At 55.4% G+C, this 13,605-nt stretch carries 12 protein-coding genes; 7 read left to right on the top strand and 5 right to left on the bottom strand.

Translation table 11 applies throughout. From position 1 onward, the window contains the following. Positions 1-16: 16 nt before the first annotated feature. Positions 17-994 carry a calcium/sodium antiporter gene (locus BM485_16700; GenBank protein OKY73911.1) on the top strand — a complete coding sequence of 326 codons (978 nt, stop codon included), beginning with the start codon at positions 17-19 and terminating at the stop codon, positions 992-994. Positions 995-1,003: 9 nt separating this feature from the next. Here BM485_16700 and BM485_16695 read toward each other — a convergent pair whose 3' ends face one another. After that, positions 1,004-2,668 carry a hypothetical protein gene (locus BM485_16695; GenBank protein ID OKY73910.1) on the bottom strand — a complete coding sequence of 555 codons (1,665 nt, stop codon included), beginning with the start codon at positions 2,666-2,668 and terminating at the stop codon, positions 1,004-1,006. Between BM485_16695 and BM485_16690 the strand changes: the two genes are divergently transcribed. Together BM485_16690 and BM485_16685 are read left to right on the top strand one after the other, a co-directional pair. Further along, positions 2,654-2,833: a hypothetical protein gene (locus BM485_16690; protein OKY73909.1), complete on the top strand. Its 180-nt coding sequence runs from the start codon at positions 2,654-2,656 to the stop codon at positions 2,831-2,833. The genes BM485_16695 and BM485_16690 overlap by 15 nt on opposite strands. Positions 2,834-2,933: 100 nt before the next feature. Beyond that, entirely contained in the window at positions 2,934-6,746 is a 3,813-nt protein-coding gene (locus BM485_16685) for a phosphoribosylformylglycinamidine synthase (protein ID OKY73908.1), read from the top strand. A gap of 124 nt (positions 6,747-6,870) precedes the next feature. On the opposite strand, the gene BM485_16680 is transcribed toward BM485_16685, so the two are convergent. Beyond that, entirely contained in the window at positions 6,871-7,788 is a 918-nt protein-coding gene (locus tag BM485_16680) for a hypothetical protein (GenBank protein OKY73907.1), read from the bottom strand. 233 nt (positions 7,789-8,021) lie between these two features. Here BM485_16680 and BM485_16675 point away from each other — a divergent pair, with 233 nt between their 5' ends. Beyond that, positions 8,022-8,267: a hypothetical protein gene (locus BM485_16675; GenBank protein OKY73906.1), complete on the top strand. Its 246-nt coding sequence runs from the start codon at positions 8,022-8,024 to the stop codon at positions 8,265-8,267. A gap of 144 nt (positions 8,268-8,411) precedes the next feature. Here BM485_16675 and BM485_16670 read toward each other — a convergent pair whose 3' ends face one another. Continuing rightward, on the bottom strand, positions 8,412-9,104 hold the full coding sequence (locus BM485_16670) for a hypothetical protein (GenBank protein OKY73905.1): 693 nt from the start codon (positions 9,102-9,104) through the stop codon (positions 8,412-8,414). Between the two features lie 374 nt (positions 9,105-9,478). Between BM485_16670 and BM485_16665 the strand changes: the two genes are divergently transcribed. Continuing rightward, a complete protein-coding gene (locus BM485_16665; protein ID OKY73904.1) occupies positions 9,479-9,889 on the top strand; it encodes a hypothetical protein in 411 nt (136 codons plus the stop codon). Between the two features lie 56 nt (positions 9,890-9,945). On the opposite strand, the gene BM485_16660 is transcribed toward BM485_16665, so the two are convergent. Continuing rightward, positions 9,946-10,347 carry a hypothetical protein gene (locus BM485_16660; GenBank protein OKY73903.1) on the bottom strand — a complete coding sequence of 134 codons (402 nt, stop codon included), beginning with the start codon at positions 10,345-10,347 and terminating at the stop codon, positions 9,946-9,948. 360 nt (positions 10,348-10,707) lie between these two features. Here BM485_16660 and BM485_16655 point away from each other — a divergent pair, with 360 nt between their 5' ends. Then, positions 10,708-11,064 (top strand): transcriptional regulator, encoded by a 357-nt coding sequence (locus BM485_16655; GenBank protein OKY73902.1) that lies wholly within the window; start codon positions 10,708-10,710, stop codon positions 11,062-11,064. A 92-nt stretch (positions 11,065-11,156) separates the two neighbouring features. Continuing rightward, complete coding sequence (locus BM485_16650) at positions 11,157-12,260, top strand: hypothetical protein (protein ID OKY73937.1); 1,104 nt, start codon at positions 11,157-11,159, stop codon at positions 12,258-12,260. Between the two features lie 95 nt (positions 12,261-12,355). Here the strand turns inward: BM485_16650 and BM485_16645 are convergent, their stop codons facing one another. After that, positions 12,356-13,465 carry a hypothetical protein gene (locus BM485_16645; protein OKY73901.1) on the bottom strand — a complete coding sequence of 370 codons (1,110 nt, stop codon included), beginning with the start codon at positions 13,463-13,465 and terminating at the stop codon, positions 12,356-12,358. Between the last annotated feature and the right edge of the window lie 140 nt (positions 13,466-13,605).

The following is a 13,605-nucleotide window of genomic DNA, read 5'->3' as shown; positions in this document are numbered from 1 at the left end:
AAGGAAGGAAAATTTCATGGTTCCGGCATTTCTGGCGGTTGTTTGCGGCCTGGCCCTGCTGGTGTGGAGCGCTGATCTGTTTGTCGAGGGTGCCGCCTCCACGGCCCGCCATTTCGGCATGCCGCCGCTGTTGATCGGCATGGTCATCGTCGGCTTCGGCACCTCGGCTCCCGAGATGGTCGTTTCCGCCATCTCTGCCTGGCAGGGGAATCCCGGTATTGCGATGGGAAATGCCTATGGTTCGAACATTACCAACATTGCCTTGATTCTGGGCCTCACCGCCCTGATCAGCCCCATCAGCGTCCATTCCCAGGTTCTGCACAAAGAACTGCCGCTGTTGATCGGAGTCTCCATGCTGGCTGTTTTTCAGCTATGGGACACGGAGTTGAGCCGAACCGATGCCTGGATGCTGCTGGCTGTTTTCGCGGGGCTGATGTCCTGGTCGATCCACCAGGGGCTGCGGGGGCGGGATCCCTTGGGGGATGAAATCGAACAGGAGCTGGTCGCGCATCCCATGTCTCGGGGCAAGGCCCTTTTCCTGCTGATGTCCGGGCTGCTGCTTTTGCTCGCAAGCTCCCGCATCCTGGTCTGGGGTGCGGTGGAGATCGCCCGCGGCTTCGGGATCAGCGACCTGATCATCGGCTTGACAATCGTGGCGCTGGGCACCTCACTGCCGGAACTGGCCGCTTCCCTGATTGCCTGCCGCAAGGGAGAGCACGATATCGCTCTCGGCAACGTGATCGGTTCCAATCTCTTCAACACCCTTGCCGTGGTGGGAATTGCCGGGGCGATTCATCCCATGACGGTGGCGCCCGAGGTTCTTTCCCGGGACATGGTTGTCATGGGCGGTCTGACCCTTTTACTCTTTGTCGTCAGTTACGGATTTTTCAGAAGGCCGGGGCGGATCAATCGTTTCGAAGGCGGTCTTTTGCTCTGCGTCTACATCGCCTACAATTTCTATCTGGTGAAACAGGTTGTTGGTGGAACCGCCTGAACGGTTTTTTTATCCGGACGGCTTTGTCATGACCGGAATTTCCGCGGCAGAGACGACAAACTCCGTTTTGCAGACCAGACCGGTGCTTTGGCAGACATGGTCCGCGTAACCGGCCCCTGCCTCGGCGTAGATATTATAGGCGGCAATGGCGCCTGCCTCCAGCAGTTCGATTTTTTCATCCTCAAAACGGGACGTGGCGGTCACCGGTCCCTGGAAACCGGCCGAGCGGATCTCCTTTAAAGCCAGCAGGCTTGCCTGGTGCTTGTTCATGGCCAGCATGATCAGTTTGATCTTGCCCGGATTGATTTTGCGCCAGAAATCATAATCAGTGGCATCCCCCCAGATCACCCGACGGCCGAACCCTTTCTGTTCCTCAACCTTTTTTTTGTTGTAATCCACGGCCAGAATCTTGTCGCCCTGGCGTTCCCGGATGATGTCATAGGCCATGGAACCAAAGGCGCCCATGCCGAAAAGAAGAATCTCCGCCGGCCCAAGATTGATTTCGACATCACCGGCATGACGGGTTTTGGTTTCAAACCGGCGAAGCGGGGCGGCGTATCGTTCATAAACGGCATTGGCCTTGCTGTTCAAGGGTGCGGCGGCCAGGAAGGAAAAAGTCAGGGCCAGGGCGATGATGATCACCCATTCGGGTCCGAGCCAGCCCTTTTTCAGGCCGATGGCGGCAACCAGCAGACCGAATTCGGAGTAATTGGCAAGTGAGAAAGCCGCAAGCAGGCTGGTCCTGGCCCGCAGGCGGAAGCGGGTGAGAATGAAGAAGTAAAAAAGCGATTTGACCGCAAGCACCGGCAGCAGACCCAGGGCAATGAGGACATGTGCGATACCCGGCATGCCGGTCAGGCCGATCTGGAAAAAGAAGCCGACAAGAAAGAGATCCTTGAAGCTGTAAAGAGAGGCGGACAGCTCGGTGGAACGGGAATGGGAGCCGAGCAGCATGCCGAGCAGCAATGCACCGAGATCCGGTTTCAGTCCCACCAGGGAAAAGCTGGTGGTGCCGACGGTAAGGGCAATGAAGAAGCCGCTCAGGGGCAGCAGCTCGCCATGGCCGATATGATCGATGATGTACATGAGAAGCGGACGGATGGCGAGGAGAAAAAGCGGCAGGGCCAGGGCCCAGGGGGAGGGAAATTCTCCCTTGGAGATGGTGAGAAAGAAGACGGCCATCAGGTCCTGCATGATGAGGATGCCGATGGCGGCCCGCCCGTGCAGGGCGTTCAGCTCCCCCTTTTCCTCCAGGAACTTGACGGCGAAAACCGTGCTGGAAAAGCTCAGGGCAAAGCCGAGGAGCGCGGCCCGGGCCAGATCGAGATCGGCCAACCAGGCGATGCCGAGGGTTCCCGCGGCGAAAATCACCCCGGTTATGAGAAATATCGTCAGCAGGGCATGAACGGTTGCTCCGCCCCATATCTCCGGTTTTGTCAGACCCTTCAGGTCCAGTTTGAGGCCGATGGTGAACAGCAGCAGTATAATTCCCAGGTCGGCGATGGTGTCGAGCGCCAGGGTGCCGCCGGTCAGCCCGAGAAAATTCATGAGAAAGCCGGAGATGAGAAAGCCGAGCATCGGCGGCAGGTTGAGGCGTTTGAAGCCGAAGCCGAAAAGAAAGGCGCTGCCGATCCAGGCACTGTTGATAAATGTTGCCGAATGAAGAAATTCCATAATCTTTGCCTTCAGGGAAGCGGATGGGGAAGAAAAATGATGATGCAAAGGCTCCTGTTTCTCTTTCCGTTAAAGAACAATAAGCGGTTTTTTGCCGAAAATGAAAGGGAAAAAAACGCGAAATTTTTTCATGGGCGTGGGGCAAAGGGAGTATCGGTTACGTGAAAATTATGTTACGCTGATAATCATTCCAGACAGACTCCGGCGCTTCGTGGATGAAGCCGCCGGTTAAATTTTTGATGACTTGAAACATGCAGGTGTGAGGATGGGAAAGACGGTTTGCCGGCTGTATCGGAAAATAAATGACGGGATGGAGTATTGCTTCAATATAGAATCCGCGGGGCCGCTTTCCGGCCAAGATCTGACCCAGTTGCAGCTCTTGCTGGCCGACGGTTTCATCGGGGAGACGGTACGCGAAACGCCTCATTTCCAGGGTGACCGGGTGGCTGAGGTGGGACCGCGGCTTAATTTCGCCACCGCCTGGTCCTCCAATATGGTTTCCATCTGCCGGGCCACCGGGCTTGACACGGTCAGCCGGGTGGAACGGTCGCGTCGGTATCGTGTCGCCGAAGGCATTGACATCAAAGCATTTATCGCAGCGCACCACGACCGGATGACCGAATGCCCCTACCCTGCCCCTCTTTCCACCTTTGAGACCGGTATTGTCCCGGAGGCCGTTTACGATGTGGATCTGCTCGGCAAGGGACCGGACGCCTTAAGCGAAATTCCCGGAATTTCCATGGATGACTGGGATCGCAATTTCTATTATGACTATTTTGTCAAAAAGCACGGCAGAAACCCGACCATTGTCGAGATCATGGATCTCAACAACGCCAACAGCGAACATTCCCGCCACGGCTTTTTCCGGGGCAAACATGTGATTGACGGCCAGGAGCAGCAAGAAACGCTTTTTGACATCGTCCAGGCCACCTTCCAGGCCAATCCGTCCAACAGCATCATCGCCTTCAAGGACAACTCAAGCGGCATCACCGGCCGCGATATCCAGACCATTATCCCGCAAACACCCGGAGAGCCTTCGCCGCTGGCAATGCAGAATGTCACATACCACATTCTCTTTACCGCCGAGACCCACAACTTTCCCACCGGCGTGGCCCCTTTCCCCGGGGCGGAGACCGGCACCGGCGGACGGATCCGCGACGTCCAGGGCACCGGCAAGGGCGGTTTTGTCGTGGCCGGCACCGCCGCCTACTGCGTGGCAAATCTCCATATCCCCGGCTATGAACTCCCCTGGGAGGAAAAATATGAGTGTCCGGCCAATCTGGCCGGCGCGCTTGACATAGAAATCGAGGCCAGTAACGGTGCCAGCGATTACGGCAATAAATTCGGCGAGCCGCTGATCGGCGGATTTACCCGTTCCTTTGATCTGCGCCTTGCCACCGGCGAGCGCTGGGGCTTTTTGAAGCCGATCATGTTCACCGGCGGTATCGGCCAGATTGACAGCCGTCATACGGAAAAAGAAGAGGCCAAAAAAGGCATGCACATCGTTCAGGTGGGCGGGCCCGCCTATCGGGTCGGCTTCGGCGGCGGCGCGGCTTCCAGCATGCTGCAGGGCGACAACGTCGCGGACCTTGATTTCAATGCCGTGCAGCGCGGCGACGCGGAGATGGAACAGAAGATGAACCGGGTTATCCGGGCCTGCAACGAGATGGGCGATAAAACGCTCATCGAGGTTATCCACGACCAGGGCGCGGGCGGACCGGGCAATGTCTTGAAAGAGCTGGTGGAAAAGGCCGGCGGCCGGATCGGTATCCGCAAGATCAAGGTGGGCGATCCCACCATGTCGGTGCTGGAAATCTATGTGGCCGAGTACCAGGAGCGCAACGGTTTTCTCATCAGCGCGGCAAATATCGAAAAATTTCAGGCCATCTGCGAGCGGGAAAAGGTCAACTGCGAGGTGCTGGGCGAGGTGACCGGCGATATGCGTTTCGTCGTTTATGACGAGTTTGACGGCACCACCCCGGTTGATCTTGAGCTCAATGAGGTTTTAGGCAACATCCCCCGCAAGACCTTTATTGACAACCGGTGCACGCCGAATTTGCCGCCGCTCACCCTGCCCGTTGATCTGACGGTGAAAGCCGCGCTCGACAAGGTGCTGCGGCTGGTGTCGGTGGGTTCCAAGCGTTTTTTGACCAATAAGGTGGATCGCTGCGTTACCGGACTCATTGCCCAGCAGCAGTGTTGCGGGCCTTTACAGTTGACGGTTGCCGATGTGGCGGTCATCGCCCAGAGCCATTTCAGCAGAAGCGGCGCGGCAACCGCCATCGGCGAGCAGCCGATCAAGATGCTGGTGGATGCCGGGGCCGGGGCGCGCATGGCGGTGGGCGAGTCGCTGACCAATCTTGTCTGGGCAAAGATTGACGGGCTCGACGGGGTGAAATGTTCGGCCAACTGGATGTGGGCGTCGAAGCTTGCCGGCGAGGGCGCGGCCCTCTATGACGCGGCGGACGCCATGCGCCATGCCATGATCGCCCTGGGTGTCGCCGTTGACGGCGGCAAGGACAGCCTTTCCATGGCAACCAGGGTTGGCGCGGAAACGGTGAAGTCGCCCCGGGAGCTGGTCATCTCGGTTTATGCCGCCATGCAGGATATCGGCATGGTGGCCACTCCGGACCTGAAAGCCCCGGGGGAAAGCGTGCTTTGTTTTATTGATCCGGCCGGCGGCCGAAACCGTCTCGGCGGTTCCGCCCTGGCCCAGGTGGTGAAGCAGCTCGGCAACGAGTGTCCGGACATGGATGACCCGCTGCCCTTGAAAAAGGCCTTTAACGCGGTGCAGGATCTCATGGCCCGCGGCCTGATCCTTGCCGGACATGACCGCAGTGACGGCGGACTCATCACCACCCTGCTCGAAATGGCCTTTGCCGGCAACTGCGGCCTGGCCCTTGACCTGACGGGCAGCCACAGTGTCCTGGAAGCCCTTTTCTCCGAAGAGCTCGGCCTGGTGTTCGAGTGCCGGGAAACGGATCTGGCGGAGGTGCGGGAAATACTCAGCCGTCGCGAGGTTGCGGCTGTCGTACTGGGGAAAACAACGGCAGCAAAGCAGATCACCATCACCTACAACCATGAGGTGGTGCTTGATGAGGATATGCGCGATCTCCGGGGGATATGGGAAGAAACCAGCCATCAGCTTGAATTGCTGCAGGTTGATCCGGGCTGCGCCGCACAAGAAAAAGCCGCCATCTTTGACCGCCGGGGCCCGCGCTATCATCTGAGCTTTGTGCCGGCAGCGACGCCCGCGGAAATTCTCGCCCGAACCGCCAAGCCCAGGGTGGCCATTCTCCGCGACGAGGGCAGTAATTCCGACCGGGAAATGTCCTCCGCCTTTTATGCCGCCGGTTTTGAGCCGTGGGACGTCAGCATGACCGATCTGCTCAGCGGCCGCATTTCCCTTGATATGTTCCGGGGGCTTGCCGCGGTGGGCGGTTTTTCCTATGCCGATGTGCCGGAAAGCGCCAAGGGCTGGGCCGCCACAATCCGCTTTAATGACAGGCTGCGTCGGATGTTCACCGATTTTTACAACCGGCCCGACACCTTTTCCCTTGGAATCTGCAACGGTTGTCAGCTCTTCGGTCTGCTCGGCTGGATCCCCCGGCAGGGCATTGATCCGGCAAGGCAGCCCCGTTTTGTGCGCAATACCTCGGGGCGTTTTGAATCGCGCTGGGCCACGGTGAAGGTGCTGAAAAGCAAGGCCATCATGCTGCAGGGCATGGAGGATCTCGTTTTCGGCATTCACGTTGACCACGGCGAGGGCAGACTTGTCTTCCCTGATGCGGCAATGCTGGATGAGGTAAAGCAAAAAGGCATGGCAACCCTGGCCTATGTCGACGACAACGGCCAACCCACCGAGTCCTACCCCTTCAACCCGAACGGGTCACCGGAAGGGCTCACCGGGCTGTGTTCACCGGACGGCCGCCATCTCGCCATGATGCCCCATCCCGAGAGGACCTTTCTCCCCTGGCAGGCCCACTGGCTGCCGTACGAGATGAAAAAAGAGCTGCAGGCCTCTCCCTGGCTGCGCCTGTTTCAAAATGCCCATGCCTGGTGTGTGAACAAGGCCTGATTTGTTGCGGGCGGGGGTGTGGGTCTGAAAAAAGGAGGGACGGCAGATGTGCCGGGCCCTCTTTTTTATTGGTGACGGGGAAAAGGGTTTTGACGCAAAAATCGGTGAACCGGGGCTCCCCCGGTTATTCCTGCATGATTTCAAAGAGTTTTTCGTAAAGCATATTCGCCGTGTACGGTTTGACCAGACAATGGCACAAATTTTCCTCCAGGACCGACTGACCTTTTTTTTTCTCGGCGTTATTCAGAAGGAAAATGAAGGGGGTTGTTTTCATGTTGGGAAGTGCACGAATTTTTTCGATAAAATCAAGCCCTGAGAGTTTGGTCAGATTGAAATCAGCGATGATAATGTCTATTTTCTGCACCGTCAGGGTCTTCAGCGCGCTTTCTCCATCAACGGCTTCAAGGATATCCTTGAATTTCAGCTCCCGCAGCAGTGAACGCAGTATTTTTCTTGTGGCCTCCATTCCATCGACAATGAGAACCGTTTTGAGTTTTGCCGGTTCCTGGGGGGATTTCGAGCCTTGCGTCAAAGCCTGGGTAACGGGTTTTGAACTTTTCAGGATCTGATTTTCTTTATGCAGCCTGACGTTTTTTTCCGTGGTTTCCCTGAGCCGAACCGCCAGCACTTCGGCAAAAGCACGGTAAATGATGTAGCAGAAATTCATATCCCGGCAATTGAATTTCCGCTCGATAACTTCCGCATCAAATCCGACCAGCAGTGATTTTGAATGGGCCATAATCGTGGCGGAGCGGGGAGAGCCGTCGATGATCCCCATTTCGCCGAACATATCCCCGCACCTCCGCAGCATGCCGATCGTATGGTCCCCTTTCCTGATTTCCAGGGTTCCGGAAATGAGGAAATAAAGCCAGCAGTCGGAAGCGCCTTCCTGGATGATTATTTCCCGGGGTTGATATTCACGCAATTTTCCCGCTTCCAAAAACTCCAGCAGTTCCTTGGATTCAAATTCCTTGAATTTTTCAATCTTGCGGATAAGCTTGATGACGGTCTGGTTTTCCGCGGCGATCTGGATTTCTTTCATAAGCAGGATCGGAAGTTGATTTTCATCGGGATGGGAGCACGAATGGTGAAAACGATCCCAGTTGCGGGTGTAAGCGAAGCGGCGGCAAAATTTTTTTTATAATACCACAAAAAAAGCAGGACTAAATGAAAATTTTTTATGTTGCATGATGCCGCGACATAAGCGATATTGTTTTTCAGAATCCCATCACTGTTTCAAGTGTCCCTAAAAAAGAGTATCATTTTTCGTTCATCATGATAAAGAAAATTGTTTTTTTGGTTTTTTTGTTTCTGGCGGCATGCGGATCAAGCCCGAAAGAGCTCTTTGAAACGGCTGAGCTTGAGCTGCTGCAAACCAATTATCCCCATGCCTCCATGCTGTACCGGGAGATCATTGACAAGCATCCGGACAGTGAATTCGCCGGCAGCGCCCGCAGGCGGCTGACCGAGATCCAAGACCTGCTTGAGAAACAGCAACGCCCGCAGGCGCCGGGAAAGTAATCGGCTGACGAGGAACGTGCCATGAGCAACTGAAAACAAAGAACCACGGTATCTCCGGATGAGATAAAAAATATGTGGCATACGGTAAAGCCCATCATTCTGGGCATAGCCGGATTATGCCTGCTGGCCTGGCTGGTGAGTTTTTTATAGGCGCGGCGCAAAACCGACCACTGCCGGCAGGGTGATATGGGCGGGAAAAACAATCCTTTCGCCCTTTTTTCCGGCAGCGGCGATGGCCTGCCTGATCCGTTTCATTCCTTCGCTAAATTCATCCAACGGCAGCAGGGCGAGCTGCGAAACCCCGTTTTTGTGTAAAATGGGGTCGGCAAAGACCTCATCCCCCCTGAAATCATAATGAAGCGTCGCGCCCTGCATCAGGGTGCATCCCTCCAGACCCTCCTCCCGCATGACCCTGACAAGATTTTCAGTTGAAGGATAGCGCACAAGACCGGTTTCATGGGTTCCGGTAAAGTAATCGTAGACATACCAGCGGTCCCTGTTGCGGTGGGGATCCATGCCGATGACGGCAAGAGCGCCGCCGGGCCTGAGCAGCATCCGGGCGGCATCGCCCCGGACAAGGTTCAGGCCGCCGCCTTTTTGTCCGGCTTGACGGAGCATGCCCTGGGAAAGATCAAGGCCGAATTTTTGCGGGCAGCCCTGAAGCTGTGCAAGCCAGTGGCCGGTGCCGCATGCCGCTTCAAGTATTGTCCGCGCTCCGGTTCTCGCGGCCAGGGTTTGCAATATTTCCGTTACCCCGGTTGGCCCGGCTGCGTAACGTTTGTCATAGTCCGCCGAGCAGGAGTCGTAATCTGCCCGCTGGTGTCGATTGTTTGTCATAATGCAACCACGATATCTCCGCCGGGTTTCATCCTGTCGCGACAATGATGCTGAACAGTTTGCCCGGACCGACAGCAATGTGCTACTATGTTGTGAGTTCGGGACCGGCAATGAACGTATCGCCCGCCCTTTCAGAGAAAAAGATACTGTGCGTCGGAAATGATAAATTTGAGCCGTCATGATATCTCCGCCGAGCCCTTCACCGGCAGATTCCTGCTGGTGGATGACGACAAGGAGCACCTTGCCATGCTTGAGCGTTCCCTGTCAAGCATGGGATATCTCTTTGCCTCAGCCGCGGAGCATGGTCGCGTCCTTTAGCCGAGGCAGCCATTGCCGTTGTCTTTTTTTGTCGTAATTTTTCCAGGGAGAAAAACATGAAAAAAAACAAACTGTTGCCGACCGCTTTTTTATTTCTTTTGTTGGGTGCGCAACCGCTTGCCGCGGAAGAAGTGCTGCAATGGGAGATGCTGGAAAACCTGCCCGATGGCCGCAGCTATAATTATTCGCCGACATCGATACGCACCGTCAGCGCTTCCATCAAGGAGGTCTACGATGGGGTGGCCAGTGAAAACGGCAAGGATATCCGTCAGCTCTGGATTGATTGCGCGGAAAAAAAATGGGCGATCGGCGAGACAAAGTCCTGGCGGAACGGGGAGCAAGTCCCCTCGCCCAACCTGAGCGAAAACGGCTGGGTCTGGCACCCGATGGAAGGCACCCTCAACACAAAGCTGATCTCTCTTGTCTGCGGCGAGGAAAAAAAGGGGAAAGAGGAGCAAAAACCGTAAAGCTCGCGGCGCCACGGCCGCCTATGGCCGGGGCTTCTCCTTGGCAATGAGAAAAATCATTCCTGGTCGGCCGTTGGGATGACATTTATGACCATAATGTCGGTCTGGCCGAAAAATGGTTTCTCGTCAACCGTTATGCCGTCAAGGGTAAGCGAGTTGTAATCATTGTGATAGAGGGGGAGCGCCTTGATTTCTTCCATCTGAAACTTGCCGACGAAATTTCCCCGGTCATCAGCCTTCCAGTCGGAGATTGAGACGCCGTTCAGATAAACCGTATGGGCCGCGACATCCTCATAGGCGATCGAGGTGTGGACGGTAACCACCTGCCCTTCGGCGTTCTGGATGTTGAGGAAGTAGGGTGCCACGTCAATAGATATTTCAAAAGCGGAAGAAGCCGCGGGCAAGGGAAAAAGAAGCAGTACGACAATCCATGCCGGAAGCAGCAATATCCTGTTCATATTGTGTTCATCTCGTTTCACTGTCTTTCCCTTCGGCAGCGTGAATAGCGCGGATTTTCCCTTTGTTCAATCGAGAAAAACCTTCTTGGTCCAAAAAATGATTTTGGCGGCATATTAAAAGCTTTTTTGCGGAAAAAGAAATGTGGCAAATTGCCGCTGAGCGATGGAGCTGTCTTTTCTGCCGGTCAACAAAGAAGAACCGGGCTCATTTTTACATAACGTCGTTTTTTGCCGAAAGGTTTCATCCGGGGGGAAAAAATCATCGATGCCATGCAACCGCGGGGCACCTCCCCGACTTGACAATCAGAACTTGAATTGTTATATATGAGCAAATGCTCATATGTTGCTTAAGGGGAAGTTATGGTGGAAAGTGAAGATCGCTGCCGGCTTCGGGTTATTCATGAAGAACGGGTTGCAAACGCTCGAAAAGATATTCTCGCCGCCCATGAAATCGAGGATCTGTCCCTCTTTTTTAAGGCAATGGCGGACCCGACCCGTTTGAAGATAGTTTTTGCCTTGATGGCGGCGGAAATGTGTGTTTGCGATCTGGCCGCATTTCTGGAGATATCCGAATCTGCGGTCAGCCATCAGCTCCGCTTTCTCCGCCAGTTGAAGCTGGTCGTTAACCGGAGGCAGGGGCCGATTTTATATTATCGGCTGAGCGATGATCATGTGAGCAGAGTCGCGCAGCTCGCGCTTGAGCATATCCGGGAGTAAAACGGCCGGCGGAAGTTCGTCTGACCATTACAAGGAGGCAATTTGTGGATTTTATTTCTTTTCTTGTGTCGGTTTTGACGGCCACCTGGCACATGCTTGTCGAATCATCCGTCTATATTCTCTTCGGACTGTTGGTGGGAGGGCTGCTGAAGATGTTTCTTTCTCCGGCCTATGTGGCCCGGCATCTGGGCCGGGGAAGATTTCTGCCGGTATTCAAGGCCGCCCTTTTCGGCATTCCCATTCCGCTTTGTTCCTGCGGCGTGCTGCCGGCCGCCGCCACCCTGAAAAAACAGGGCGCAAATAACGGAGCCACTGCCGCGTTTCTCATTTCCACCCCTGAGTCCGGAGTGGACTCCATCTCCATCAGTTATGCATTGCTCGACCCCATCATGACCATTGCCCGTCCGGTTGCGGCCTTTGTTTCCGCCATGGTGGCCGGAATCGCCGAAAATCTGTTGCATCCGCCGAAACAGACGCCGGTCGATGTCTCTCCGGTCCGCGGCAGCGCAAACGAAGCCTGCTGCGGCGAGGACGATTCTCCCCCTCTCTCCTGGCGGCGTAAGGTGGGCGCGGCGCTGAAATACAGCCACGATGAACTGTGGGGCGATCTGGCAGGCTGGTTTTTTCTCGGCCTGCTGGCCGCGGGACTCATCACCGTCCTTGTTCCGGATGATCTGATAGCCGTTTATTTCGGCGGAGGCTTACGGTCAATGCTGTTGATGCTGCTTGTCGGCATCCCTTTGTATATCTGCGCGACAGCCTCCACGCCGATTGCCGCGGCAATGATCCTGAAAGGAGTGAGTCCCGGCGCCGCCCTTGTTTTTCTCCTGGTGGGACCGGCCACGAATATCACCTCCATTTCGGTTCTTTTCGGCATCCTGGGCAAAAGAGCGACGGCTCTCTATCTGCTGTCAATCAGCCTGGTCAGCGTGATTTGCGGTCTGCTGCTTGATTTTATCTACCTTCAGTTCGGTTTGTCGGCCAAGGCGGCCATCGGCCAGGCGGCCGAGGTTCTGCCGGTGGAGGCAAAGATGGTCGCCGTCGTCATATTGCTCCTGCTTTCCATCAAGCCTTTCGGCCGGAAAATAAGGAAGGTCATGGGCAAAAACGACACGAGTACGGGGTGTGGTTGCGGGGGGACGTGCGCGGCTCCTTCGCTTTCCTCCTTGCCCGTGGAAAACGGGCGAAAAGGATAACAGCCGGCGGTGTTGATAAATTCACAAAAAAAACCTGACAGGCCGGGTGGCCCGTCAGGTTTTTTTGTTTCAGGTCAGGGATACGAAAAAATGTATCAGTATTGTGCCGTGGCCGAAATAACCGCGACAACCCGGCGATTTTCCTGGCGTCCCTGATCGGTTTTGTTGCTTGCTATCGGTCGTGAAAAACCATATCCCTGGGTGGAAAGGCGGGCAGGGTTAATGTTGAATTTTTCCACCATGTATTTTTTGACGCTTTCCGCTCTTTGCAGGGAAAGGCGGTTGTTGTATGTCTCGGAGCCGTAGTTGTCGGTATGGCCTTCCAGCACGGCGCTGGTGTTGGGGTATTTGCTCATGAAGGCGGCAAACTCAGCCAGGCGGTCTTGGGCTGACGGACGAATGGTTGCCTTGTCGAAATCAAAAAGGACCTTCAGATCCATGGTGACGGTTTTTTCCAGCACCGGCGGAGCAACAGCTCGTGGCGCAACAGGCATTTCTTTTTTCTCGAGGAAAACTTTTTCGACAAAATCAGCCATGCCTTCCCCGGTTGCAACAGCGGCTGCGGTGGTGGCAAAGCCGCAATTTCCCGCCGCGGCAATATCTTCCATGGTTTTCTTTCCAGCCGGGCTGCTGCCGATAAGGATTGTGTAGATGCAGATCCTGTCGCCATAGGCTGTTTTCAGGTTCTGAGCAGCCTCAACCGGAGATTTTGTGTTGGTGTCCACTCCGTCGCTGACGATGATGACGGCAATTTTCCCCTGGCTGTCTTTCAGGTCGTCGATGCTTTTGGTGATCGGCTTCGCAAGCGGGGTCAGCCCGCCGATCTTGACGGTCTTGACGGCGTCGGCCAGAGCCTGTTTGTCATAGGCGGACATGCCGTAGATGAGTTTGCTGTCTTCAAGACTGGGTCCCACGGTGGGGCCGAAAACATGCAGTCCGGCCTGGATGTTTAAGGGCGGCATCGTCTCATTCATGTGCAGAACGACATTTTTTGCCTGAATGCCTTTCTGCTGCCCTGCCTCCACGTCATACATGGACGTCGAGGCGTCCAGGATGATCACGGCATTGTCCACCTTCTGTTGATAGCCCTGGGCAAGCTTTGCCGAGAGATCAACCGGGGTGAAGCTAGTGTCGCCCGCGTGCATGGCGCAGCCGGCCAGGAAACCTGCGAGAAGTAAAATCCATAGTGATGCCCATTTCTTCATTTTGTTACTCCTTTTCTGTTAAGTGAATGTTGTAACCTCGTTCCTTTGGAAACGCGATTGTCATTTTTTTCCATTCCTCAGGTTACGGGGGGTCATCCGCAAAACCGGAGAGAAATTACATTTTAGTTGACGCCAAACAG

The sequence above is a fragment of the Desulfobulbaceae bacterium DB1 genome (genome assembly GCA_001914235.1).
Taxonomy (GTDB): Bacteria; Desulfobacterota; Desulfobulbia; order Desulfobulbales; family SURF-16; genus DB1.
This window is presented reverse-complemented; position numbering and strand designations above follow the sequence as displayed.